At 63.5% G+C, this 22,456-nt stretch carries 22 protein-coding genes; 15 read left to right on the top strand and 7 right to left on the bottom strand.

The window, feature by feature from the left end:
* Window positions 1-219 precede the first annotated feature (219 nt).
* Window positions 220-1,866 carry a Na/Pi cotransporter family protein gene (locus tag FQU74_RS12880; RefSeq protein WP_146286874.1) on the top strand — a complete coding sequence of 549 codons (1,647 nt, stop codon included), beginning with the start codon at window positions 220-222 and terminating at the stop codon, window positions 1,864-1,866.
* Window positions 1,867-1,900: 34 nt separating this feature from the next.
* On the opposite strand, the gene purU is transcribed toward FQU74_RS12880, so the two are convergent.
* The 5 genes from purU to FQU74_RS12855 all read right to left on the bottom strand — a co-directional run bounded on the left by purU (window position 1,901) and on the right by FQU74_RS12855 (window position 7,928).
* On the bottom strand, window positions 1,901-2,785 hold the full coding sequence (gene purU, locus FQU74_RS12875; protein ID WP_146286873.1) for a formyltetrahydrofolate deformylase: 885 nt from the start codon (window positions 2,783-2,785) through the stop codon (window positions 1,901-1,903).
* Between the two features lie 112 nt (window positions 2,786-2,897).
* Entirely contained in the window at window positions 2,898-3,470 is a 573-nt protein-coding gene (locus FQU74_RS12870; protein WP_229704385.1) for a sarcosine oxidase subunit gamma, read from the bottom strand.
* Window positions 3,463-6,390, bottom strand: coding sequence for a sarcosine oxidase subunit alpha family protein (locus FQU74_RS12865; protein ID WP_146286872.1), 2,928 nt, complete (start codon window positions 6,388-6,390; stop codon window positions 3,463-3,465). The genes FQU74_RS12870 and FQU74_RS12865 overlap by 8 nt, the downstream gene beginning before the upstream one ends.
* Entirely contained in the window at window positions 6,387-6,668 is a 282-nt protein-coding gene (locus FQU74_RS12860; protein WP_146286871.1) for a sarcosine oxidase subunit delta, read from the bottom strand. The genes FQU74_RS12865 and FQU74_RS12860 overlap by 4 nt, the downstream gene beginning before the upstream one ends.
* A gap of 9 nt (window positions 6,669-6,677) precedes the next feature.
* The gene (locus FQU74_RS12855) at window positions 6,678-7,928 is read right to left on the bottom strand and encodes a sarcosine oxidase subunit beta family protein (RefSeq protein ID WP_146286870.1); all 1,251 of its coding nucleotides are present in this window, start codon (window positions 7,926-7,928) and stop codon (window positions 6,678-6,680) included.
* A gap of 171 nt (window positions 7,929-8,099) precedes the next feature.
* Here FQU74_RS12855 and FQU74_RS12850 point away from each other — a divergent pair, with 171 nt between their 5' ends.
* From FQU74_RS12850 to FQU74_RS12840, 3 genes are all read left to right on the top strand, one after another.
* A complete protein-coding gene (locus tag FQU74_RS12850; RefSeq protein ID WP_146286923.1) occupies window positions 8,100-9,032 on the top strand; it encodes a GlxA family transcriptional regulator in 933 nt (310 codons plus the stop codon).
* 77 nt (window positions 9,033-9,109) lie between these two features.
* On the top strand, window positions 9,110-9,757 hold the full coding sequence (locus FQU74_RS12845; RefSeq protein ID WP_146286869.1) for a helix-turn-helix domain-containing protein: 648 nt from the start codon (window positions 9,110-9,112) through the stop codon (window positions 9,755-9,757).
* 49 nt (window positions 9,758-9,806) lie between these two features.
* Window positions 9,807-10,040 (top strand): hypothetical protein, encoded by a 234-nt coding sequence (locus tag FQU74_RS12840; protein WP_146286868.1) that lies wholly within the window; start codon window positions 9,807-9,809, stop codon window positions 10,038-10,040.
* A 52-nt stretch (window positions 10,041-10,092) separates the two neighbouring features.
* On the opposite strand, the gene FQU74_RS12835 is transcribed toward FQU74_RS12840, so the two are convergent.
* Window positions 10,093-10,389 (bottom strand): DUF1330 domain-containing protein, encoded by a 297-nt coding sequence (locus FQU74_RS12835; protein WP_146286867.1) that lies wholly within the window; start codon window positions 10,387-10,389, stop codon window positions 10,093-10,095.
* The gene (locus tag FQU74_RS12830; protein ID WP_146286866.1) at window positions 10,386-11,069 is read right to left on the bottom strand and encodes a GntR family transcriptional regulator; all 684 of its coding nucleotides are present in this window, start codon (window positions 11,067-11,069) and stop codon (window positions 10,386-10,388) included. Before FQU74_RS12830 ends, FQU74_RS12835 begins: the two co-directional genes overlap by 4 nt.
* A 97-nt stretch (window positions 11,070-11,166) precedes the next feature.
* On the opposite strand from FQU74_RS12830, the gene FQU74_RS12825 reads away from it, so the two are divergent.
* The 11 genes from FQU74_RS12825 (at window position 11,167) to FQU74_RS12775 (ending at window position 22,456) form a co-directional block, all read left to right on the top strand.
* Window positions 11,167-11,769 carry an amino acid synthesis family protein gene (locus FQU74_RS12825; RefSeq protein ID WP_146286865.1) on the top strand — a complete coding sequence of 201 codons (603 nt, stop codon included), beginning with the start codon at window positions 11,167-11,169 and terminating at the stop codon, window positions 11,767-11,769.
* A complete protein-coding gene (locus FQU74_RS12820; RefSeq protein WP_146286864.1) occupies window positions 11,741-12,538 on the top strand; it encodes an alpha/beta fold hydrolase in 798 nt (265 codons plus the stop codon). The genes FQU74_RS12825 and FQU74_RS12820 overlap by 29 nt, the downstream gene beginning before the upstream one ends.
* Entirely contained in the window at window positions 12,535-13,488 is a 954-nt protein-coding gene (locus FQU74_RS12815; protein ID WP_146286863.1) for a flavin reductase family protein, read from the top strand. The genes FQU74_RS12820 and FQU74_RS12815 overlap by 4 nt, the downstream gene beginning before the upstream one ends.
* Window positions 13,488-14,525: an LLM class flavin-dependent oxidoreductase gene (locus tag FQU74_RS12810; RefSeq protein ID WP_146286862.1), complete on the top strand. Its 1,038-nt coding sequence runs from the start codon at window positions 13,488-13,490 to the stop codon at window positions 14,523-14,525. The genes FQU74_RS12815 and FQU74_RS12810 overlap by 1 nt, the downstream gene beginning before the upstream one ends.
* 11 nt (window positions 14,526-14,536) lie before the next feature.
* On the top strand, window positions 14,537-16,000 hold the full coding sequence (locus FQU74_RS12805) for an aldehyde dehydrogenase (protein WP_146286861.1): 1,464 nt from the start codon (window positions 14,537-14,539) through the stop codon (window positions 15,998-16,000).
* Between the two features lie 24 nt (window positions 16,001-16,024).
* A complete protein-coding gene (locus tag FQU74_RS12800) occupies window positions 16,025-17,032 on the top strand; it encodes an ABC transporter substrate-binding protein (RefSeq protein WP_146286860.1) in 1,008 nt (335 codons plus the stop codon).
* Window positions 17,033-17,091: 59 nt separating this feature from the next.
* Window positions 17,092-17,925, top strand: coding sequence for an ABC transporter permease (locus tag FQU74_RS12795; protein ID WP_146286859.1), 834 nt, complete (start codon window positions 17,092-17,094; stop codon window positions 17,923-17,925).
* Window positions 17,925-18,725 carry an ABC transporter permease gene (locus tag FQU74_RS12790; protein ID WP_146286858.1) on the top strand — a complete coding sequence of 267 codons (801 nt, stop codon included), beginning with the start codon at window positions 17,925-17,927 and terminating at the stop codon, window positions 18,723-18,725. Before FQU74_RS12795 ends, FQU74_RS12790 begins: the two co-directional genes overlap by 1 nt.
* Window positions 18,722-19,807: an ABC transporter ATP-binding protein gene (locus FQU74_RS12785; RefSeq protein ID WP_146286857.1), complete on the top strand. Its 1,086-nt coding sequence runs from the start codon at window positions 18,722-18,724 to the stop codon at window positions 19,805-19,807. Before FQU74_RS12790 ends, FQU74_RS12785 begins: the two co-directional genes overlap by 4 nt.
* 4 nt (window positions 19,808-19,811) lie before the next feature.
* Window positions 19,812-21,251: an NAD-dependent succinate-semialdehyde dehydrogenase gene (locus FQU74_RS12780; protein WP_170246239.1), complete on the top strand. Its 1,440-nt coding sequence runs from the start codon at window positions 19,812-19,814 to the stop codon at window positions 21,249-21,251.
* A gap of 308 nt (window positions 21,252-21,559) precedes the next feature.
* Entirely contained in the window at window positions 21,560-22,456 is an 897-nt protein-coding gene (locus FQU74_RS12775; protein WP_146286855.1) for a class II glutamine amidotransferase, read from the top strand.

Genomic DNA, 22,456 nt, shown 5'->3' with positions numbered 1-22,456 from the left:
CTGTTGCAATATTGCACAGTTTGGCCACGGTAGAAACGGCCCCTGCGCATTTCAGTGAAAACTAACAGAAAACCAGAAGAATCCGACGTGGATACTGTGGCTTGTGAACATTGCATGGCAAGCATAACGCACAATTGTAACAGTTTTGTTGCAAGGCTGTGCAATTGATGGCAGGCTGAATCCTGCGCGGCATTTCAGTCCGGCGCTTGGGGATAGAAATTGGACGCGACCATCCAGCTCATCGATCTTCTTGGTGCGGCGGCGCTGCTCCTCTGGGGATTGCGCCTGATCAAGACAGGTATCCTCAGGGCCTACGGCGCAGTCCTGCGACAGTGGATCGGTCGTGGCACCGGCAATCGTCTGGCGGCGGCATTCTGGGGATTTGTCGCGACCCTGGGTCTGCAGTCCAGCACGGCGACGGCTGTGATCATCGGCTCATTCGCGGCGCGCGACATGATTCAGCCGAGGATGGGGCAGGCCATGATGCTGGGCGCCAATCTTGGGACAGCGGTCGTTGCACTGATCCTGTCGGCCGAGGTGTCCTGGCTGGGAAGCGTTCTGATCTTTGTCGGTGTGGCAGGTTTCGGCATGGCACGGGCAACGCGCGGCCGCAATCTTGCACGGGCGATCCTTGGCTTGGGGCTCATGATGCTGGCGCTGCAACTGCTGAGCGGTGTGACCGAACCGATGCGCGAGTCGCCGACCATGGTGGTGGTCCTTCGCGCGCTTGATCAGGCGCCGGTCTTTGCAGTGCTGCTGGCTGCCGGTCTGGCAGTCCTGGGATCATCAAGTCTGGCGGTGGTGATGCTGGTGATGCTGATGGCCGCCGGCGGCGTCGTCGGTCCGGAACTGTCGCTTCTTCTGGTTGCCGGGGCCAACCTGGGTGGCGCGATTCCGCCCTTGATGGCTGTCCAGAGCGACGGGCCTGCTGCACGGCGGCTTGCGCTGTCAAACCTTCTGGTCCGCGGGGCGGGCACGGTGCTTGTGCTGATCATGGCCGGCCCGGTCACCGACCTCTTGATGCGCCTGCTGCCCGATCCAAGCGATCTGGTGGTGGGGGCGCATCTGGCCTTCAACTTCGGGCTTCTGGTGATCTTCATGCCACTGATCGGTCCGGTGGGGCGGTTGGCCGAAATGATCCTGCCCGACAGCGCTGAAGCCGGAAGCGTGACGCCCAGCTATCTGGATGACGGGCTTCTGCCCATGCCGGACATGGCGCTAGCCGTTGCGGCACGCGAGACGCTGCGACTTGGCGATCTGGTGGGCGAAATGCTGGATCGCACGCTCGACAGCCTGACCAGCGCGGATGAGGCCCCCTGCGCCGAGGTGGGACGGCTGGAGTCCGAGGTGGATCGGCTGCACGAGGCGATCAAGCTCTATGTCGCGCGTCTGAGCCGGGCCGAACTGGACGAGAATGACGCCCGTCGCGCAAACGAGATCATCTCATACGCGATCAACCTTGAGCATATCGGCGACATCATCGAGACCGGTCTGGCCGAGATCGCGATCAAGAAGGCCCGCAAGCGGCTGACCCTTTCGCCCGAGGGGCAGGCAGAGATCGCGGACTTTTACCAGCACACGCGCGAGAACCTGCGGATGGCGCAAGCGATCTTCCTCTCGCGCGACCCCGAGCTTGCACGGCGTCTGGTTGATCAGAAGATCGTCAGCCGCAAGCTTGAGGCAAAGTCGGCAGAGGCCCATCTGGAGCGGATGAAGGCCGGGCGGCGTGAGACGATCGAGACCAGCACGATCCATCTTGATCTGCTGCGCGATCTGAAACGGGTGAACGCCCATCTCGCCTCGGTCGCCTATCCGATCCTTGACCATCTCGGCTTGCTGCGGGAAAGCCGCCTTCGCACGGCATGATTGTTTGCGCTGGTGGCCTGCGTCGGGTGCAGCGTCAGCCCATGCGCTCGCTTGCATAGGACCCCGGCGAGGCGGGGAAGACGTCAGTCTTTTCGCCATTCAGGAAGACGCGTCCGTTGACATGGGCGTGGATGGCGCGCGACAGGACCGCAGCCTCGACATCGCGGCCAAGCGAGACATAATCCTCGGGCGATTGTGCATGCGTGATCCGGACCGTGTCCTGTTCGATAATCGGGCCCTCGTCCAGATCGGCGGTAACGTAATGCGAGGTTGCCCCGATCAGCTTCACCCCGCGCTCATAGGCCTGTTTGTAGGGGTTGGCGCCCTTGAATGACGGCAGGAACGAGTGGTGGATGTTGATGATCCGCCCCGACATTTCCTTGCACATCTGATCCGACAGCACCTGCATATAGCGTGCCAGCACGACCAACTCGGCCCCGGTCTCGCGTAGGATGCGCATTTGCTCGGCCTCGGCCTGCGGCTTGTTCTCTTTGGTGACCTTGATGCAATGGAATGGGATGTCGTGGTTCACCACGACCTTCTGATAGTCCATATGGTTCGAGATCACTGCGACGATATCGATCGGCAGCGCCCCGATGCGCCAGCGGTAGAGCAGGTCGTTCAGACAATGGCCGAAACGCGAAACCATCAGCACGACCTTGCGCTTTTTCGCCTCGTCAAGGAATTCGACCTCCATCCCAAAGTCGGTGGCGATGCTGGCAAAGCCCTCGCGCAATGAGTCGAGCGAGACCCCTTCTTCCGATCGGAAGCTCACCCTCATAAAAAAACGGCCGGTATGGATATCGTCAAACTGCGCGCTGTCGGTGATGTTGCAACCGCGGTCGGCCAGATAGCCGGTGATTGCGGCGACGATCCCGCGGGTGGAGGTGCAGATGACGCGCAGGGCATAACGGTTCATGGGCGTTCTCTTGGTTGAAGTGTCAGGTCAACAGAGCCGCCCGAGCGAGGCGGCGCCGATGGTCTTGGGTTTCGCGATGCAAGCGGGGGGCAACCCCGGTCCGCCACCCGTGTCAGGGAGCTATCCGCGCAACGGCGGTTTCCAGCGCATGCCACAGCGATCCGGCCGCCGATCGCATCCCCAAGACCGACAGCCGGCCGGGAGCGGGTCGGATGACAAAGACACTCATATGCTCCAACCCGGTCCGGGTTGCCGTGCCGGGGCCGTATCGCCGGGGATCGAGGTTCACGAGCTTTGCCATAAGCGACAGGATCGGGGCCTCGCCGGTTGATGCGGTGATCTCGAACGCGGCAAAGCCGTCTGTCTGCTCGGTGACGGAACATCCCGGAGCCTCGGCCGCAACGGTTGCCGCAAAGTCGGAGTCCGCGCGGGCCTCGGCTGCGACCAACCACTGGTCCGGCGCGGTCCAGAAGATCGAGACGCCGTCGCGGCCTGTCCAGCCCCCGGCATCGGGCAGGGGTATGCCAAAGGGCGTGGGCCTCGATGTGCCACGGCGCAGGGCCAGCGAGGCGAGCGCGAGGCCGGGATTTTCTTCAAGCGTCAGTACGCCATGCACAGCCTTGCGCGGGGTGGCGCCGCCAAGTGCGGTCAGGGCCAAGAGCGGTTGAACTGCGGCTTCAGGCACGGAGACGTTCTCCTTCCGGATCGACGAAATGGGCGGATACGACACGCAGCGCGATCTGCTGACCCTGCAGCGGATTGGCGGCGGTGATCACTTCCCCCAACCGCGCGCGACCATTGGCAAGAAAACCCAGCCCGATCGCCGAGCCGATGTGGGGTGAGAAGGCGGCCGAAGTGATCCAGCCCTCATCCGTCTCGGTTCGTTGCTCTGCATCCTTGGTGAAAAGGTGCGAGCCCGCGACAACCGGGTCGGCAGGGTTTACCGGCAGAAGGCCGACCAATACCCTGGGCTCGGCAAGCAGGCCTTCGCGGCGCGACATGACCGCGCCGATCGCATCCTTTTTGGCAGAGACCATCTGCCCCATGCCCAGCATCTGCGCCGTGGTCTGGCCGTTCAACTCGTTCCCGGCCGGGTGACCCTTCTCGATCCGCAGGACGCCAAGCGCCTCGGTTCCATAGGGCGTGACCCCCAGATCTGCGCCGAGTTCGATCATCCGGGCGATCAACGCATGTCCGTAGCGTGCCGGAACCGCGATCTCATAGGCCAGTTCGCCCGAAAAAGAGATGCGGAAGAGCCGGGCCCGAAGTCCGCCGCAGACCGTCAGACTGGCGCAGGCCATGAAGGGGAAGGCGGCGTTCGACAGATCGAACCCGTCCACGATACGCTCCAGCAGTTTGCGTGCGTTCGGCCCCGCGACAGAGAATTGCGCCCAGGCGTCGGTGGTCGAAATCAGCTGCACATCAAGCTCGGGCCAGAGGCATTGGCGTGCGAACTCCATGTGGCGGTAGACAGGCCCCGCCTGTGCGGTGGTGGTGGTCACGACAAAATGGTCCTCGGTCAATCTGGCGCAGGTGCCATCGTCATAAGCATGACCATCCTCGCGCAGCATCAGCCCATAGCGGACCATACCCACTTTCAGCGACGCCATGGGATTGGCGTAAAGCCGATCCAGAAACGCGCCCGCATCCGCGCCCTGAACATCGATCTTGCCCAGCGTGGTCACGTCGCAAATGCCCACACCCTTGCGGGTTGCCAGAACCTCACGGTCGACCGACTGGCGCCAGTGCGTCTCGCCGGGCTGGACGAAATACTGCGCGCGCATCCATTGCCCGACCTCGACGAAGACCGCGCCATGCGCGCGGGCCCATTCATGGCTGGGCGTCAGGCGCCGGGGCCGGAAATGGGTGCCGGTGTCGCCCCCACCCAGAACCGAGAGCGAAACCGGCGTATAGGGTGGGCGGAAGATGGTGGTGCCGGTCGCGGCGATCGACTGCCCGGTCAGTTCGGCCATGACCGCAAGCGCAGTCACGTTCGAGGTCTTGCCCTGATCGGTTGCCATGCCGAGCGTGGTCCAGCGCTTCAGATGTTCGACCGGACGCATGTTCTCTTTATGGGCGAGCCGGATATCCTTGACCGTGACATCATTCTGGAAATCGACCCAGGCACGTCCCTTGCCGGGTACATGCCACAGGGGGTGCAGCCCCGAGGCGCGATCCTCGGCACGTGGAAGTGTGGCGGGCAGGGCCGTCATGCCAAGGGCCGCCAGCGCCTCGACCGCCGCCTTGGTGCCCGAGGCCAGTGCAGCCTGCGTGCTGCCGTGACCTGCCGCAGCCCCTGCGACGGTCATCCCCGCGGGCAGATCACCGGGCAGGAAGGCGTGCAGCGTGTCGTCCCAGACCGGGCGACCACGCTGATGGGAGGCAAGTTGCAGGTTCGGGTTCCACCCCCCGGCCACGCCAAGCGCGCCGCAGTCGATCCATTCGCGCCCCCGATCATGGGTCACCTGAACGGACCGAAGCCCCAGGCGTCCGCGGCTGCTCGTCACATGCGCCCCGGCAATCAAGCGGTAATCGCCGAACGCCTTGGCATCTGGCCGCGCGTCAATCACGGCTGCCACGCTGACACCCTTTGCCTTCATGTCCAGCGCGCTGTGGTGGCCATCATCGTTGTTGGTAAAGACGGCCACGCGGTCTGCAGGGCTTGCCGCCCAGCGATTGGCATAGGCGCGCATGGCCCCCGCCAGCATGATGCCGGGCCGGTCGTTGTTGGCAAATGGGATGTGGCGCTCGGTTGCACCCGCCGCAAGGATCATCCGCCGCGCGGTGATGCGCCACAGGGTCTGGCGCACGGCACTTGCGGGGGTGGGCAGGTGGTCTGCCACACGCTCCACAGCCCCATAGACGCCATGGTCGAACGCCCCCCAGACGGTGGTGCGGCGCATGATCCGCAGGTTCGGCAGGCTGGCGAATTCCGACTCGACATCCGCGATCCAGGTCGTTGCGGGCTGATCGTCCAACAGGTCGCTTTCTGCCAGCAGGCGCCCCCCCAACCTGTGGTCCTCATCGGCCAGGATGACGGATGCCCCGGCCCGCGCGGCCGTCAGCGCGGCCGCCAGACCCGCCGCCCCGCCACCCACGACCAGAAGATCGCAATGCAGAAAGCCCTTGTCATAGGCATCCGGGTCGGCCTCCATGGACAGGCGCCCAAGGCCGGCTGCGTTGCGGATCGCGGGCTCGTAAAGCTTTTCCCAGAAGGCGCGCGGCCACATGAAGGTCTTGTAGTAAAAGCCCGCCGTCAGGAAATCGGCCAAGAGGTCGTTGACCGCCATCGCATCGAACGCAAGCGAGGGCCAGCGGTTCTGACTTGCGGCCTCCAGCCCGTCGAAAAGCTCGACCACCGTTGCGCGGGTATTGGGCTCCTGCCGCGCGCCACTGCGCAATTCAACCAGCGCATTCGGCTCTTCCGATCCGGCAGAGAGCGGGCCGCGCGGGCGATGGTACTTGAAGCTGCGCCCCATCAGCCGCACACCATTCGCGAGAAGGGCCGAGGCCAGCGTATCGCCCGGATGACCCTGATAGGATTTGCCGTCAAAGGTGAAGCGCAGCGTCTTGCTGCGGTCGATCAAGCCGCCCTGCAGTCTCATTTCGCACCTTTTGCGCCAAGCGCCACATCGCGGGCAAGCTCTACGCCCAGAATGTCATGGGTCAGGGTGTTGCGGGTCACGATCAGCCAGCTGCGATCACCCTGTTCGTGGAACCATAGTTCACGATGCACACCCGCCGGATTGTCGCGCAGGTAAACATAGTCGTTGAAGGCTTCGGGAGCGGTCAGGCCATCCGGGCGGTTCAGCAAGGCCGCATCGCCCAGATATGTGAACTCCTGTGCGTCGCGCAGGCCCAGAAGCGGGTGGGGGATCAGCATCGCATCACCTCAATGCAGGTTCGGTTGGGCGCCCATGCCCTTTTCGTCGATCACATAGCCACGGTTGAACCGGTCGAGCCGATAGGCGCGGGCGGTATCATGTGGCGTGTCGGTCGCCAGCAGATGCGCGAAGGCGTAGCCCGAGGCCGGGGTTGCCTTGAACCCGCCGTAGCACCAGCCTGCATTCAGATAGAGCCCTTCGACCGGCGTCCGGTCGATGATGGGCGAGCCGTCCATCGACATGTCCATGATGCCGCCCCAGATGCGCAGCAGGCGCGCCCGGCCGATCATCGGCATCAACGCCATGCCACCCTCGGCCACGTCCTCGATCACGGGCATGTTTCCGCGCTGTGCGTACGAGTTGTAGCCGTCGATGTCACCGCCAAAGACGAGGCCGCCCTTGTCAGACTGGCTGACATAGAAGTGACCTGCGCCAAAGGTGATCACGCCGGGGATGGTGGGCTTCAACCCCTCAGAGACGAAGGCCTGCAGGACATGGCTTTCGATTGGCAGGCGCATGCCGGCCTGTGCCATGACCCGGCTTGTCGATCCCGCGACCGCTACGCCAACCTTGCCCGCCCCTATGTAGCCGCGCGAGGTTTCGACGCCCTGCACCCGGCCACCCGCGATGCGAAAGCCTGTCACTTCGCAATTCTGGATCAGGTCGACCCCGGCCAGATCGGCCCCCCGTGCGTAACCCCAGGCCACGCCGTCATGCCGCGCCGTGCCCGCGCGCCGCTGCAAGAGCCCGCCCTTGATCGGGAAGCGCGCATTGTCAAAGTTCAGGAAGGGCGCCATATCGCGGACCTGCGCCTGATCCAGCAGCTCGGCATCGGCGCCCGCCAGCAGCATCGCGTTGCCGCGCCGACGATAGGCATCGCGCTGACCATCGGTGTGGATCAGGTTCAGGATGCCGCGCTGGCTGACCATCGCGTTGAAATTGAACTCCTGCTCCAGGTTCTCCCACAGCTTCATCGAGAATTCGTAGAACGGCTCGTTCCCCGGCAGCAGATAGTTTGATCGGATGATCGTGGTGTTCCGCCCGATGTTGCCGGACCCGAGCCAGGATTTCTCCAGCACCGCGATCCGGGCTTTGCGAAAGGTCCGAGCCAGATAATAGGCGGTGGCAAGCCCGTGGCCGCCGCCGCCCACGATGACATAGTCATAGGCCGGTTTGGGATCGGGGTTGCGCCACAGCGGTTGCCAGCCCTTATGGCCGGTCAATGCCTCTTTCAGAACCCGGAACGCCGAATAGCGCATTTCCGATCATCCTTGTGTGGACCCGTCGTTCCTTCCTGCCTAGCGCGCCCTGTCGGAAGCGGTTTGATCCATACGGACATATTCTTGTCTGTATCGGTCATCGCTGATAGGTGTTCGGGGTGCTTTTCAGGGATCACCGCAATGTCGCCCATGCCTGCGCCATCCCGTCCGATGACCATCGCCTTCCTGCTGACGCCGGACTATGCGCTGATGTCGCTCGCGGCCGCGGTCGAGCCCTTGCGGGCCGCCAATCATCTGGCCGGGCGGAACCTCTATCGCTGCCTGTTCTACTCGGCTGCAGGGGGCTTCATGCCTTCAACCTCCGGCGGCGGGTTCGAGACGCATCCGTTGGCCGAAGTCGGAACGCCTGACCTCGCTCTGGTTGTCGCGGGCGGCAATCCGATGCTTTATGAGGACCCGACACTGATCCGGGCGCTGCGCGGGTTGGTCCAGCGGTCGGTGCGGCTCGGCGGGATATCCGGCGGATCTGCGATCCTTGCCAAGGCCGGGTTGATGGAGGGGCGGCGCTTTACCGTTCACTGGGCGCATATCGACGCGCTGGCCGACACTGCCCCCGATCTGCTGATCGAGCGCGCGCTCTATGTGGTTGACCGTGACCGCTATACCTGCGCCGGCGGCGTGGCGGCGATGGACATGATGGGTGCCTTGATCGCCCGCGAACATGGTGCAGCCTTCGCGCGCAAGGTCAGCGAGTGGTTCATCCACCCCCGCCTTCGACCGGCCGAAGAGCCGCAGCAATCTGGCGCGGGCCAGCGGTTCAACCTGCATCACCCTGTGCTGGAGGCTGCAGTCGAATTGATGACCAGCCATCTTGGCGATCCGCTTTCGCCGGATCAGCTTTCAACACTCGCGGGCGGCAGTGCGCGGCAGTTGCAGCGGCTGTTCGCGGCGCAGTTCGGAATGTCGATGATGGCCTTTTACCGCGACCTGCGGCTGGCCAAGGCGGATGAGTTGCTGCAGCAGACATCTCTGCCGGTTCTTGAGATCGCGCTGATGACCGGCTTTGCAAGTGCTGCGCATTTTACCCGCTGCTTCACTGCGAAATTCGGAACCCCACCCGCGCGGCGGCGTCGCGCGGCCTAGGTGCAGCGGGCGGCCCGATTGCCAAGGCGCCCGTTTCCCGGTAGTGAAAAGCAACCCATCACAGTGAACAGACGCCCATGACCGATCCCGTCATTCCGCGCGGCAAGCCCTCGTTCGATCAAGACCCGCACCGCGTGCGAGAGGTCGCCGAACGCAATCTTGAGGCCGCGATCGGGCGCGAGGTCAGGAACTTTCGTCGCCAGCAGAACATGACTGTTGCGGAGCTGGCGGGAATCACCGGCCTGTCGATCGGGATGCTCTCCAAGATCGAGAACGGCATCACCTCTCCGTCGCTCAACACCCTTCAGGTGCTCAGTCATGCGTTCTCGGTTCCGGTGACGGCCTTCTTTCGCAGCTACGAAGAGCGGCGCGAGGCGCAGCATGTGCGCGCGGGTGAGCATCTTGAGATCGAGCGCCGTGGTACGCGGGCCGGACACCAGTATCACCTGCTGGGCCATATCGGGTCGAACGCGTCCGGCGTGGTGGTGGAACCCTATCTGATCACGCTGACGACCGAGAGCGACACCTTTCCAGCCTTTCAGCATGACGGGCTGGAGTTGCTTTACATGCTTGAGGGCGAGGTCGACTACCGGCACGGCGACGAGGTCTATCCGCTGAAACCCGGCGACAGCCTGTTCTTCGACGCCGATGCGCCCCACGGGCCCGAGGTCCTGGTCAAGCTGCCTGCGCGTTATCTCTCGGTGATCGCCTATCCGCAGGGCTGAGATGGAGACTGCCCACACCAGGCGCAATTGACGGTAAGGGAAGATTTTCATGAGCAAAAAGCCAAAGAATGGGGAAGGCAGCCCCCGAATGTCTACATATTTTAAAATTGGGGCCGCTATGTTTGCATTGGCATTCATTGCTTTTGTTGCCAGTTTATACTTAGGGAATCATATATTTATGTTTTTTGGCGGTGTTTTGCTAACAATTGGATTTGGTATAGGTATCGTGATACCTGTTTTTGTTAAGGTTGGAACTTTCCTGGGATATTATAGTGATAACTGATTTCATGAAGGATCAGTCGTGAGGTTGAATTGAATGAGCAGTCAATTACTGGCTAAGCCGGCTTAGACAACCCCTCGACGATGACGACATGGGCGATGGCTGCGGCGTCGCGGCGGCGTTTGGCGGCCTGATAGGCGTCGGAGGCATAGCAGGCCCGCGCGGCCTCGAGCGATGGGAACTCGATCACCACATGGCGGGAAAGCTCTGGTCCTTCCAGAACCTCGGAAGTGCCGCCGCGCGCCAGAAACCGTGCGCCATGGGCCGCAAAGGCTGCCGGGGCCAGAGCCTGATACCCGGCATATGCCTCGGGGTCGGTGACAGTGACATGGGCGATCCAGTAGGCGGTCATCCCTCACGCTCCAGCAGGGTTCGTGCGATCTCAGAGGCGTCAGTCAGGTGTTCGCGGACGGCCTGTGCAGCGGCGTCGGGATCGCCTGCGCATATTGCGGCGCAGATCCGCGCCATGTGGGCAGGGCCCGAGGTTCGACGATCGGTCGTGGCCAGCGTCAGCGCCCTTAGCCGCGAGATGCGGCTGTTCAGGCGCTGCACGATCTCCCAGGCGATATCATGGCCGGCGGCGCTGAAGATGACCTCGTAGAAGCGCGTCGTTGCATCGTAAAGCTGCGGGGGCGTCGCTTCGGTAAAGGCCGCCTCAAGCTGGGAAAGCGCCGTGATCAGCCGCGCCTTGACCGCATCGTCGGCCAGCCGTGCACAGGCGGCGGCGGCATCGGACTCCAGCAGGCGGCGGATATCATAGATCTGTTGCGCGCGGGCCCAGTCGAGCTTTGCGACCACTGGCCCGCTACGGGGAAGGGTTTCGACAAGACCCTCGGCCTCGAGGTAGCGGATCGCTTCGCGCACGACCGATCGTGACACGCCCAACTGGTCGCAGAGCGTGCGCTCGACCAGCCGGACCCCGCCCGGAAACCGCCCGGAAATGATCGCCTGTCGCAGCCGTTCAACCGCGAGCTCGCGCAGTGTGGTGGGGGGATGCGCGATGCGCAGGTCGGCGTCATGTGTCTGATCCATGTGAGCAGAATAGGGGTGGACGGGGTTTAATGCAAGTTGTTCTTGACATGCCGTATGTTGGTATACCATCTTACGGATAACCGGAATGGAGGCGCTCGTGACTGCACAGATTCGCAAGACCTATCTCAATATCGAGACAACGCTGATCGAAGGCGGACGCGCTGCGCCAAAGCCGTTGAAGCTGATCTCGGCCGCTGTCGTTCTGAAGAACCCTTGGGCTGGTCGTGGCTTTGTCGAGGACCTGAAGCCCGAGATCCACGCAATCGCACCTGAAATCGGTGCCCTGTTGACCGCAATGATCCTTGAGGCTGCGGGTGGCGCTGACAACGTCGAGGGCTATGGCAAAGCAGCCGTGGTGGGCCTGGACGGAGAGCTGGAGCACGCCAACGCCCTGATCCACACCTTGCGCTTTGGCAACCACTACCGTCAGGCGGTTGGAGCCAAAACCTACCTTGCATTCACGAATGTGCGCGGACCTGCGAATACCCCTGTCATGATCCCCCTTATGGACAAGCATGATGAGGGGCGCCGGTCGCACTATCAGACCATCCACTTCGCGATTCCCGACGCGCCTGCGGCCGACGAGATCGTCGTGGCTCTTGGCGCCTCAACCGGCGGGCGGCCACATCACCGCATCGGCGACCGCTATCAGGATCTCAAGGATCTGGGCCATGATGTCGCGAACCCTGCGGCTGTCTGATGGCGCTGCGGTCCGCGTGATCGAGGCCGGATCGGCGGGGGCTCCGGTCCTGCTTATCCACGGGGTCGGGATGCGGGCCGAGGCCTGGGGGCCGCAGATTGTGGCGCTGGCCTCGGATCATCGCGTGATCGCGGTGGACATGCCAGGCCACGGCGAAAGCGACGCGTTGCCCGGTGATCCGCGACTGCCAGACTATGTGGCCTGGGCGGCCCGCGTGATCGAGGCTTTGGGCCTTGGCCCGGTGTCGGTAGCGGGGCACTCCATGGGGTCGCTTATCGCAGGCGGGCTTGCGGTTGAACGGCCGGATCTGGTTGCACGCGCGGCGCTGCTCAATGGCGTCCACCGTCGGGATGCCACGGCCCGCGCCGCTGTGATGGCCCGGGCGAACGAACTTGCCTCCGGCGTGGTCGCGGTGGAGGCGCCGCTTTCCCGCTGGTTCGGGACAGATGAGGATGACGTCCGGGATCAGGTCGCGGGCTGGTTGCGTGCCGTCTCACCCAGGGGCTACGCCGCCGCCTATCGCGCCTTTGCCGAGGGGGACACGGTTTATGCCGACCGCTTGGGGCAGGTGCGCTGTCCGTTGCTGGTGCTGACCGGTGATGGCGACGCAAACTCGACCCCGGCGATGTCGAGGACAATGGCAGCCATGGCACCGCAGGGCCGCGCGGTTGTGATCGCGGGCCATCGTCACATGGTCAACCTGACCGCACCCGATGCGGTCACGGCAGAAATGAAGCGCTGGCTTGCGACCGAGGAGGTCCCGAAATGACGAACTCGCCTGACCCTCGTCTGTCTGACCCGAATGTGCTTGATCCCCGCGCCTTGCGCGATGCCTTCGGCTGCTTCATGACCGGCGTTACCGTCGTTACCGCGCTCGATGATCAGGGCAAGCCGCTCGGCTTCACCGCCAACTCGTTTTCGTCGGTTTCGCTGGACCCGCCGCTGCTGCTGGTATCGATCGCAAACCGGTCGGCCAATCTTGAACAGTTCCGCAACGCCAAGGGATTTGCGGTGAACATTCTGTCCGAGGGGCAGCGCGACATCTCGGCCACCTTTGCAAAGCCGTCAGAGGATCGTTTCGCCTCGGTCTACTGGCGCCATGGGCCGGTCGGATCGCCCCTGATTGCCGAGGTCTCGGGCTGGTTCGACTGTACGATGGAACAGGTGATCCCGGCGGGGGACCACACGATCCTGCTGGGCCGGATCGGTGCGTTCGAGGCCAATGCCCATCCCGGTCTTGGCTACTATCGGGGGGCCTATGTCACCCCGGCCGCCACGGCCGCGCAGCTGCCTGCCGGGCCTGATGTGGTGCTTTCGGCAATCATCCAGTCTGCTGGTCAGGTGCTTCTGGTCGATGACGGGCGCGGTGGCCTCTCGGTCCCGATGACACGGGTGGGGCGCGAGGGCGTTCAGGCCGCGCTGTCCGCCCTTCTGGAAACCTTGTCGGTCGAGGCCGAGGCCGGGTCAGTCTATGCGGTTTACGAGGATGCCCGGCTGGGAACCCAGCATTTGGCTTTGCGCTGCCCCGCCCGAAACAACCAATGCGCAAAAGGCGCCTTTGTCGAACTTTCGCCGGAAGGGGTGGCCGATGTCACCGATCCCGCCCTGCGCAGCATGTTGCAGCGTCTGGCCGAGGAATCCCGCATGGGGAACTATGGAACCTATTTCGGCACACATGAACAGGGACGCGTGCAACGTATCGCAGAAGGACAGAACTGATGAAATTCTCACTTTTCATCCATATGGAGCGCGTCTCGGCCGAGGACGACCAGAAGCAGCTCTATGATGAAATGATCGAGTTGTGCCGTATCGCGGACGAAGGCGGGATGCATGCCATCTGGACGGGCGAGCATCATGGAATGAACTTCACCATCGCGCCGAACCCGCTGCTGAACCTTGTTGATCTGGCGCGCCGCACGAAGAACGTCCGCCTTGGCACAGGCACGGTGATCGCGCCATTCTGGCACCCGATCCGCCTCGCAGGTGAGGCCGCAATGGCCGATATCATCATGGATGGGCGGCTGGATCTGGGCATTGCCCGCGGTGCCTACAACTTTGAATATGAACGCCTGATGCCCGGTTTGGATGCCTGGGGCGCGGGCGGGCGGATGCGAGAGCTGGTGCCGGCCATCAGGAAGCTGTGGGAAGGCGACTATGAGCATGCCGGCGAGTACTGGCAGTTCCCAAAGACGACCTCTTCGCCCAAACCCGTGCAGCAGCCCGGCCCCCCGATCTGGGTGGCGGCCCGCGATCCAAACAGCCACGATTTCGCGGTCGCCAATGGCTGCAACGTGCAGGTGACGCCGTTGCATCTGGGCGATGAAGAGGTGGTCAGCCTGATGGACCGCTTCAATGCTGCCTGCGCGGCCCACCCCGAGGTTCCGCGTCCCAAGATCATGGTGCTGCGCCACGCCTATGTCGCTGACAGCGAGGCCGACGCCCAGCTTGCAGCTGAAGAGATCAACAGGTTTTATTGCTACTTCGGCGCCTGGTTCAAGAACGAGCGTCCGATCACCCAGGGCCTGATCCAGCAGCTGACGGATGAAGAAATCGCCGCCCATCCGTTCTACACTGCGGCGGGCATGCGCAAGAACCAGATCATCGGCGAGGCGCCAGAGGTGATCGCCCGCATCAAGGGCTATGAGGCGCTTGGGTATGACGAGTTCAGCTTCTGGATCGACACGGGCATGAGCTTTGAGCGCAAGAAGGCGTCGCTGGAGCGGCTCATCCGCGATGTGATGCCCGCCTTCGCCTGACAGGGGAACAGATGGACCGCTTCCAGCACTATATCGATGGCCGTTTCGAGGATGGGGCCGGGGCTTTCGAAAGTCTCGATCCCGCAACCGGCGCTGCCTGGGCCCTGATGCCTGCGGCGGATGCAGCTGATGTCGATCGGGCCGTCCGCGCGGCGCATCGGGCGTTCCATGCGCCCGAATGGGCAGGGCTGACGGCCACCGCGCGCGGCAAACTTCTGCTGCGGCTTGCCGATCTGGTGCAGGAAGCGGCACCCCGTCTGGCGCAACTCGAGACGCGCGATACCGGCAAGATCATCCGCGAAACCAGCGCCCAGATCGCCTATGTCGCCGAATACTACCGCTACTACGCAGGCCTTGCCGACAAGATCGAAGGCGCGCATCTGCCGATCGACAAGCCGGATATGGAGGTTTGGCTGCGCCGAGAGCCGGTGGGTGTGGTCGCGGCAATCGTGCCCTGGAACAGCCAGTTGTTCCTGTCGGCTGTGAAGATCGGCCCGGCCCTTGCGGCGGGGTGCACACTCGTCGTCAAGGCGTCAGAGGATGGCCCCGCCCCGTTGCTGGAGTTCGCCCGTCTGGTTCATGCGGCGGGATTTCCGCCGGGTGTCGTCAATATCCTGACCGGCGGACCCGAGGCAGGGCGTGCACTGACCAGCCATCCACACATCGCCCATATCGCGTTCACCGGTGGACCCGAGACTGCGCGCCATATCGTGCGCGCCTCGGCCGAGAACCTGTCGAAAACCTCGCTTGAACTTGGCGGCAAGTCGCCCTTCATCGTCTTTGATGATGCGGATCTGGACAGCGCGGCCAATGCGCAAGTCTCGGGCATCTTTGCCGCGACCGGGCAAAGTTGCGTGGCGGGTTCGCGCCTGCTGGTGCAGCGGGGGGTGAAGGATGCCTTCCTCGCCCGGATCAAGGCCAAGGCCGAAGCGGTGGCCATCGGCGCACCGGATCAGATGGAGACCGAAGTCGGACCCCTTTGCACCCTGCGCCAGCGCGACCGGATCGCCGATCTGATCGCCCGGTCGCTGGATGCCGGGGCGCGGCTTGTCACCGGCGGTGGGGTGCCAGAGGGGCCGGGCTTCTACTTTCCGCCGACGATCCTCGATTGTTCCGATGCGCCGGCCGCGCCTTGCCTGAATGAGGAGTTCTTCGGTCCGGTCCTCTCGGTTGTCACCTTTGACACCGAGATAGAGGCGCTGCGTCTGGCGAATGATACCGAATACGGACTGGCGTCGGGGGTCTTCACCCGCAGCCTGACCCGTGCCCATCGCATGATCCGGGGCATCCGCGCCGGCATCGTGTGGGTGAACACTTACCGTGCCGTATCCCCTATCGCGCCTTTTGGCGGGCACGGGCTTTCTGGCCATGGCAGGGAAGGGGGCCTTGCCGCGGCACTGGACTACACGACCGTGAAAACTGTCTGGTTGCGCACTTCGGACGATCCGATCCCGGACCCGTTCGTCATGCGTTGAACAGGCGACAACAGGGAAACGAACATGAAAAAGACCTTGATTGCGCTGGCCTTCGCCAGCGCCCTGACCTCGGCTGCGCAGGCGCAGGACATGGTGTTCACCTCATGGGGCGGCACCACCCAGGATGCGCAGGCCGCGCATTGGGCCGCGCCCTTCACCGAAAAGGGTGGCCCGGCCGTGGTACAGGATGGCCCCACCGACTATGGCAAGATCAAAGCGATGGTCGAGGCCGGCGCCGTCACCTGGGATGTGGTCGACGTTGAATACGACTGGGCGCTTCAGGCGGGCAAAGCCGGTCTGCTGGAGCCGCTGGACTTTGCAGTGATCGACAAGTCCAAGCTTGATCCGCGCTTTGTGTCGGATTTCGCGGTGGGGTCGTTCTACTATTCCTTCGTGCTGGGCTGGAACCCGGCGAACTTTGCCGATGCGCAGCCTTCGACCCTGGCGGACCTGTTCGACACGGCGAAATTTCCCGGCAAGCGGACCTTCTACAAATGGTCGGCGCCGGGCGTGATCGAGGCAGCGCTGCTGGCCGATGGCGTGGCACCCGATGCACTCTATCCGCTCGACCTCGACCGTGCGTTCAAGAAGCTCGACACGATCAAGGCGGATATCATCTGGTGGGAAGGCGGCGCGCAATCGCAGCAATTGCTCGCCTCGGGCGAGGCGCCGATCGGCTTCTTCTGGAATGGCCGTATTTCTGCGCTGCAGTCCGACGGGATGGAGGTCGGCGTCAGCTGGGACCAGAACATCACGGCGGCTGATGCGCTTGTCGTGCCCAAGGGCGCGAAAAACAAGGATGCTGCGATGAAGTTTATCGCCGAGGCCACCAGCGCCGAAGGGCAGGCTGCCTTTGCCGCGGCGACCGGCTATGCCCCGATCAATCTTGGATCGGCCGATCTGATGGATCCTGCCGTCCGCGCGACCCTGCCGGATGCGCAGACTGCCGTGCAGGTGAACGCCGACATGGCCTACTGGGCCGAGCACCGCGATGAGATCGGCAACCGCTGGTACGCCTGGCAGGCACAGTAACCGCATCGTCCCCGGGCCACTTTGGCCCGGGGAGCGTCCTGTCTAGAGGAGGATCGGACATGTTTTCCGCCGCCACCCGGCGCGGATCGGGGCTTGGCTTCGCCATGTCTGCGATCCTGTTGCTGGCTGCCTTCTTTGTCATCCCTGTCGTGTTCCTGCTCACCCGCTCGGTGACAGAGCCGCAACTGGGCCTGCAGAACTATGCGGCACTTGTTGGCAGCACGACCTATGCGAAGGTGTTCTTCAACACGTTCCTCGTTGCCGGTGTCGTGACGCTGGTGACCGTGCTGATCGCCTTTCCGGTGGCATGGGCACTGGCGATCATGCCAGGTCGATGGGCCTCGGTCGTCTTTGCGATCATCCTTCTATCGATGTGGACGAACCTTCTGGCGCGGACCTACGCCTGGATGGTGCTTCTGCAACAGACCGGGCTGATCAATCGGATGCTGAAGGCGATTGGTCTGATCGACCAGCCCCTGCAGCTGACCAACAATCTGATCGGTGTGACCATCGGCATGGTCTATATCATGCTGCCCTTCATGATCCTCCCGCTGATGGGCGTCATCAAGAAGATCGACCCGGCGATCCTGCAGGCCGCAGCACTTTGTGGGGCAACGAAATGGCAAGCGCTGACCCGCGTTCTGGTTCCGCTGGCGGCACCCGGCATCGCCTCGGGCGCGCTGATGGTCTTTGTGATGTCGCTTGGCTACTACGTCACGCCCTCGCTTCTGGGCGGCACCGCCAACATGATGCTGGCCGAGCTGATCGCGCAACAGGTGCAAAGCCTTGTGAACTGGGGCATGGGCGGCGCTGCGGCCTTTTTGCTGCTGCTCGTCACCCTGGGCCTTTACGCCGTGCAACTGCGCTTCTTTGAACCGAAGGAGGGGCGCTGATGCTTCTGGATTTTCACAAACTGGGCGCCTGGCGTTGGGTTCTGACGGCAATCTGCGCGGTGATGAGCCTGTTTCTGCTGCTGCCGATCCTGTTCATCGTCGCGCTGTCTTTCGGCAATTCGCGCTGGCTGATCTTTCCGCCGCCGGGCTGGACGCTGAAGTGGTATGAAGAGCTTTTCGCCGATCCACGCTGGATCGGGGCAGCGCTCACCTCGGCCAAAATCGGGGTCATCGTGATGGTGATCTCGGTGGTCCTTGGGCTTCTTGCCTCGCTTGCACTTGTGCGCGGCACATTCCGTGGGCGGGCGGTCCTGCGGGCCTTCTTCCTGACGCCAATGGTGCTTCCCGTGGTTATCGTGGCGGTGGCGCTTTACGCAGCCTTCCTGAGGCTGGGACTGAACGGCACGCTTCCGGGCTTTGTCATCGCCCATGTCATCGTGGCGCTGCCCTTTGCAATCATCACCATCACCGGGGCGCTGGAAACCTTTGATCCCGCGATCGAGGATGCCGCAATCCTCTGCGGTGCCTCCCCCTGGGAGGCGCGATTGCGCGTCACCCTGCCGGGCATCCGGCACGGCCTGTTTTCGGCTGCGATCTTCTCTTTTCTGATCTCATGGGACGAGGTGGTGCTGGCGATTTTCATGGCCTCGCCGACCCTCCAGACCCTGCCGGTCAAGGTCTGGACCACACTGCGGCAGGACCTGACCCCGGTGATCGCTGCAGCCTCCACCCTGCTTGTCGCGCTGACGGTGCTTCTGATGATCGCCGCCGCCGTTCTTCGCAAAGGTAAATCCGAATGACCCCGTTCCTGCATATCAACGGCATCCGCAAGACCTATGGCGATGTCGTGGCCACTGACCATGTGGAGCTTTCCATCGCGGAAGGCGAATTCATGACCTTCCTCGGCCCCTCGGGGTCGGGCAAGTCGACCACGCTTTACATCCTCGCGGGGTTTCAGGACCCCACATCGGGCGACATCAAGCTGCGCGGCCAGTCCATCCTTCAGACGCCCTCGCACAAGCGCAACATCGGTATGGTGTTTCAGCGCTATACGCTCTTTCCCCATCTGACCGTGGGTGAAAACGTGGCCTTCCCGCTGCGGGTGCGGCGGATGGGGCAAAGCGAGGTGGCCGAAAAGGTGAAGCGCGCACTGGCGCTGGTGCGGCTCGACGGGTTCGAGGACCGGATGCCCGCCAAGATGTCGGGCGGTCAGCAACAGCGCGTCGCCCTCGCCCGTGCGCTGGTCTATGACCCGCCGGTCCTTTTGATGGATGAGCCGCTTTCGGCGCTGGACAAGAAGCTGCGCGAAGAGATCCAGTTCGAAATCCGCCGCATCCATCAGGAAACCGGCGTGACCATCCTCTATGTCACCCACGATCAGGAAGAAGCCCTGCGCCTGTCGGACCGCATCGCGATCTTCAACAAGGGAAAGATCGAACAGGTTGGCACGGGGCCTGAGCTTTACGCCAATCCCGCGACCCATTTCGTGGCTGATTTCATCGGCGACAGCGCCTTTCTGGCAGGAGAGCTGGCCGGGGTGGCCGAGGGTCGCGCGGGCCTGCGCTTCGCCGATGGCTCTACCGTGGCGGCGGTGCCGCTGCATGGGCGGGGCATTGCCGGGCAGGCGGCCGAGCTGATGCTGCGGCCCGAGCGGATCGAGCTTTCGCCCGAGCCAGGGCCCGAGGGTGCAAGCCTGCCGGTGACGGTGGAGGACCTGACATTCCTTGGCAACAACACCACCGTTTCGGCCCGTACCGGATGGGGCGGCGCGCTTTCGGTGCGGCTCAACTTCGGCCATCCGCTGTCAGCCCGTATCGCGCGGGGCGACCGGTTGCATATCCGCTGGGCGCCTGAGGCGGCCCATGCCTTTGTCAGGGGCTAAGGCGATGCGGCTGAATGATCCGGGCCTTCTGGAAACCCGCGCTTATCTGGCTGGCGCCTGGGTGCAGACCAGCGCGCGCCTGACGGTGCATGACCCTGCGCGCGGCACGCTGCTGGCCGAGGTGGCCGATTGCAGCCGTACCGATGCCGCCACCGCCATCGCCGCCGCGAAAGCGGCGCAGCCCGGGTGGGCGGCGCTGACCGGCAAGGAGCGCGCCGCGATCCTGCGGCGCTGGCACGATCTTGTCGTGGCGAATGCCGATGATCTTGCGGCGATCCTGACCGCCGAAATGGGCAAGCCGCTGGCCGAGGCGCGGGGCGAGATTCTTTATGGTGCAAGCTATATCGAATGGTTCGCCGAAGAGGCAAAGCGCGTCTATGGCGAGACCATCCCCGGCCACCAGCGCGACAAGCGGCTCTTGGTCATCCGGCAGCCGGTGGGTGTGGTGGCCGCGATCACGCCCTGGAACTTTCCCAATGCGATGATCGCCCGCAAGCTGGCCCCGGCCCTTGCGGCAGGTTGCGCGATTGTGGCGAAGCCTGCGGCCGAAACGCCGCTCTCGGCCCTTGCCCTTGCGGTGCTGGCCGAGCGTGCGGGCCTGCCCGCCGGGGTGCTGTCGATCCTGCCCTCGACCGATGCAGTAGGCCTGGGGATCGAGTTCTGCGAGAACCCGAAGGTTGCAAAGATCAGCTTCACCGGATCGACCAATGTGGGCCGCATCCTGATGCGGCAGGGAGCCGCGCAGATCAAGAAACTGTCGCTTGAGCTTGGTGGAAACGCCCCGTTCATCGTCTTTGACGACGCCGATCTCGAGGCGGCGGTTCAGGGCTGCATCGCCTCGAAGTTTCGGAATGCCGGGCAGACCTGCGTCTGCACCAACCGCATCTATGCCCAATCGGGTATCCACGATGCCTTCATCGCCCGCCTGGCCGAGGCGGTCGCCGCGTTGCGCGTTGGACCGGGGGACGAGGCCGGGTCCGAGATCGGTCCGCTGATCACCCCGGCCGCGCTGGCGAAGGTCGAGGCGCATATTGCGGATGCCTGCGCCAAGGGGGCACGGCTGATGACCGGCGGCACGCGCATCGAGGGCACCTTCTTCCGCCCCACGGTGCTGGCCGGGATGACACCCGATATGACGGTTGCCCGCGAGGAAACATTCGGCCCCCTCGCCCCCGTGTTTCGGTTCCAGACCGAAGCCGAGGTGATTGACGCCGCGAATGACACGGAATTCGGCCTCGCCTCCTACGTCTACACCCGCGATATGGGCCGGGTCTGGCGCGTGATGGAGGGGCTGGAATATGGCATGGTGGGCATCAACACCGGCCTGATCAGCACCGAGGTCGCCCCGTTCGGCGGGGTAAAGCAATCCGGGATCGGGCGCGAAGGATCGCGCCACGGAATTGAGGACTATCTGGAGCTGAAATACGCCTGTCTCTCGGTCTGACGCGCCACCAATCGCGGAACCACTTGGCCAGGCACAGATGACCGGCCCCCAAAACCGAAGCCCCGGACTCGCCAAGTGCGCGTCCGGGTTTTTCTCATGTTCGGGCGCAGCGTTGCAGCGCCCGAATCCCCTGCCCGGCAATTGATTTTCACCTGAGTAAAGTTTGGGCATTCGATGCAATCGGACGTGTTGCACGCATAAATTTCCGCCAAGAAAATTCACCAAAAGTCAAATTTGTTTCTTGTTGGTTGAATTGAGGGGGTGGCGTCGGTAGCCTGACCTCAATCCCCAAACAGAAAGGCGAATCCATGTGCGGAATCGTTGGGTTGTTTCTCAAGGACCCAAAACTTGAACCCCGGCTTGGTCAGCTTCTGACCGATATGCTGGTCACCATGACCGACCGCGGCCCGGATTCAGCGGGCATCGCGATCTATTCAGGTGCGGAAGAAGGGCAGGCCAAGCTCACCCTGCAATCTGCCTCTCCCGAGACGGACTTCGCAGATCTCGACGTGGCTCTGGCCAAGGCCATCGGTGCCCCCGTATCGGTTGCGGTCAAATCGACCCATGCGGTGGTTGACCTGCCCGCCGGCAAGCTTGATGCGGCCCGTCAGGCGCTTGCGTCGCATCGTCCCGCGATCAAGGTGATGAGCGCGGGCGAAAGCATCGAGATCTTCAAGGAAGTCGGGCTTCCCAAGGATGTCGCCGCCCGGTTCGAGGTGGCGAAGATGTCGGGCACCCACGGGATCGGCCATACCCGCATGGCAACCGAATCCGCCGTCACGACGATGGGCGCGCATCCGTTCTCGACCGGGGCGGATCAGTGCCTTGTGCACAACGGATCGCTGTCAAACCATAACGGCGTGCGCCGCGTGCTGAAGAAGGCGGGCATGACCTTCGAGACCGAAAACGATACCGAAGTCGCCGCCGCCTTCATCAGCCACAAGCTGCAAGAGGGCAAGAAACTGGGCGAGGCGATGGAGGCCACGCTGACCGACCTTGACGGGTTCTTCACCTTTGTGGTCGGCACAAAGAACGGCTTTGGCGTGGTGCGTGATCCGATCGCCTGCAAGCCCGCCGTCATGGCCGAAACCGATCAATACGTCGCCTTCGGCAGCGAATACCGCGCGCTGGTCAACCTTCCGGGCATCGAGACCGCCCGCGTCTGGGAGCCCGAGCCCGCCACCGTCTATTTCTGGGAGCGCTGA

Source organism: Gemmobacter aquaticus (assembly GCF_007859075.1).
In the GTDB taxonomy this organism is placed as follows: domain Bacteria; phylum Pseudomonadota; class Alphaproteobacteria; order Rhodobacterales; family Rhodobacteraceae; genus Gemmobacter; species Gemmobacter aquaticus.
The sequence above is the reverse complement of the archived record's forward strand: the minus strand, read 5'-3'. Positions and strand labels throughout refer to the sequence as shown.

What these genes read in the sequence shown, in the direction of transcription:
- FQU74_RS12865 (WP_146286872.1), bottom strand. Translation starts at nt 6,390, where the DNA reads ATGAGACTGCAGGGCGGCTTGATCGACCGCAGCAAGACGCTGCGCTTC.
- FQU74_RS12850 (WP_146286923.1), top strand. Translation starts at nt 8,100, where the DNA reads ATGACCATCGCCTTCCTGCTGACGCCGGACTATGCGCTGATGTCGCTC.
- FQU74_RS12815 (WP_146286863.1), top strand. Translation starts at nt 12,535, where the DNA reads ATGACGAACTCGCCTGACCCTCGTCTGTCTGACCCGAATGTGCTTGAT.
- FQU74_RS12845 (WP_146286869.1), top strand. Translation starts at nt 9,110, where the DNA reads ATGACCGATCCCGTCATTCCGCGCGGCAAGCCCTCGTTCGATCAAGAC.
- FQU74_RS12775 (WP_146286855.1), top strand. Translation starts at nt 21,560, where the DNA reads ATGTGCGGAATCGTTGGGTTGTTTCTCAAGGACCCAAAACTTGAACCC.
- FQU74_RS12855 (WP_146286870.1), bottom strand. Translation starts at nt 7,928, where the DNA reads ATGCGCTATTCGGCGTTCCGGGTTCTGAAAGAGGCATTGACCGGCCAT.
- FQU74_RS12780 (WP_170246239.1), top strand. Translation starts at nt 19,812, where the DNA reads ATGCGGCTGAATGATCCGGGCCTTCTGGAAACCCGCGCTTATCTGGCT.
- FQU74_RS12835 (WP_146286867.1), bottom strand. Translation starts at nt 10,389, where the DNA reads ATGACCGCCTACTGGATCGCCCATGTCACTGTCACCGACCCCGAGGCA.
- FQU74_RS12790 (WP_146286858.1), top strand. Translation starts at nt 17,925, where the DNA reads ATGCTTCTGGATTTTCACAAACTGGGCGCCTGGCGTTGGGTTCTGACG.
- FQU74_RS12800 (WP_146286860.1), top strand. Translation starts at nt 16,025, where the DNA reads ATGAAAAAGACCTTGATTGCGCTGGCCTTCGCCAGCGCCCTGACCTCG.
- FQU74_RS12820 (WP_146286864.1), top strand. Translation starts at nt 11,741, where the DNA reads ATGATGTCGCGAACCCTGCGGCTGTCTGATGGCGCTGCGGTCCGCGTG.
- FQU74_RS12785 (WP_146286857.1), top strand. Translation starts at nt 18,722, where the DNA reads ATGACCCCGTTCCTGCATATCAACGGCATCCGCAAGACCTATGGCGAT.
- FQU74_RS12795 (WP_146286859.1), top strand. Translation starts at nt 17,092, where the DNA reads ATGTTTTCCGCCGCCACCCGGCGCGGATCGGGGCTTGGCTTCGCCATG.
- FQU74_RS12810 (WP_146286862.1), top strand. Translation starts at nt 13,488, where the DNA reads ATGAAATTCTCACTTTTCATCCATATGGAGCGCGTCTCGGCCGAGGAC.
- FQU74_RS12860 (WP_146286871.1), bottom strand. Translation starts at nt 6,668, where the DNA reads ATGCTGATCCCCCACCCGCTTCTGGGCCTGCGCGACGCACAGGAGTTC.
- purU (WP_146286873.1), bottom strand. Translation starts at nt 2,785, where the DNA reads ATGAACCGTTATGCCCTGCGCGTCATCTGCACCTCCACCCGCGGGATC.
- FQU74_RS12805 (WP_146286861.1), top strand. Translation starts at nt 14,537, where the DNA reads ATGGACCGCTTCCAGCACTATATCGATGGCCGTTTCGAGGATGGGGCC.
- FQU74_RS12830 (WP_146286866.1), bottom strand. Translation starts at nt 11,069, where the DNA reads ATGGATCAGACACATGACGCCGACCTGCGCATCGCGCATCCCCCCACC.
- FQU74_RS12840 (WP_146286868.1), top strand. Translation starts at nt 9,807, where the DNA reads ATGAGCAAAAAGCCAAAGAATGGGGAAGGCAGCCCCCGAATGTCTACA.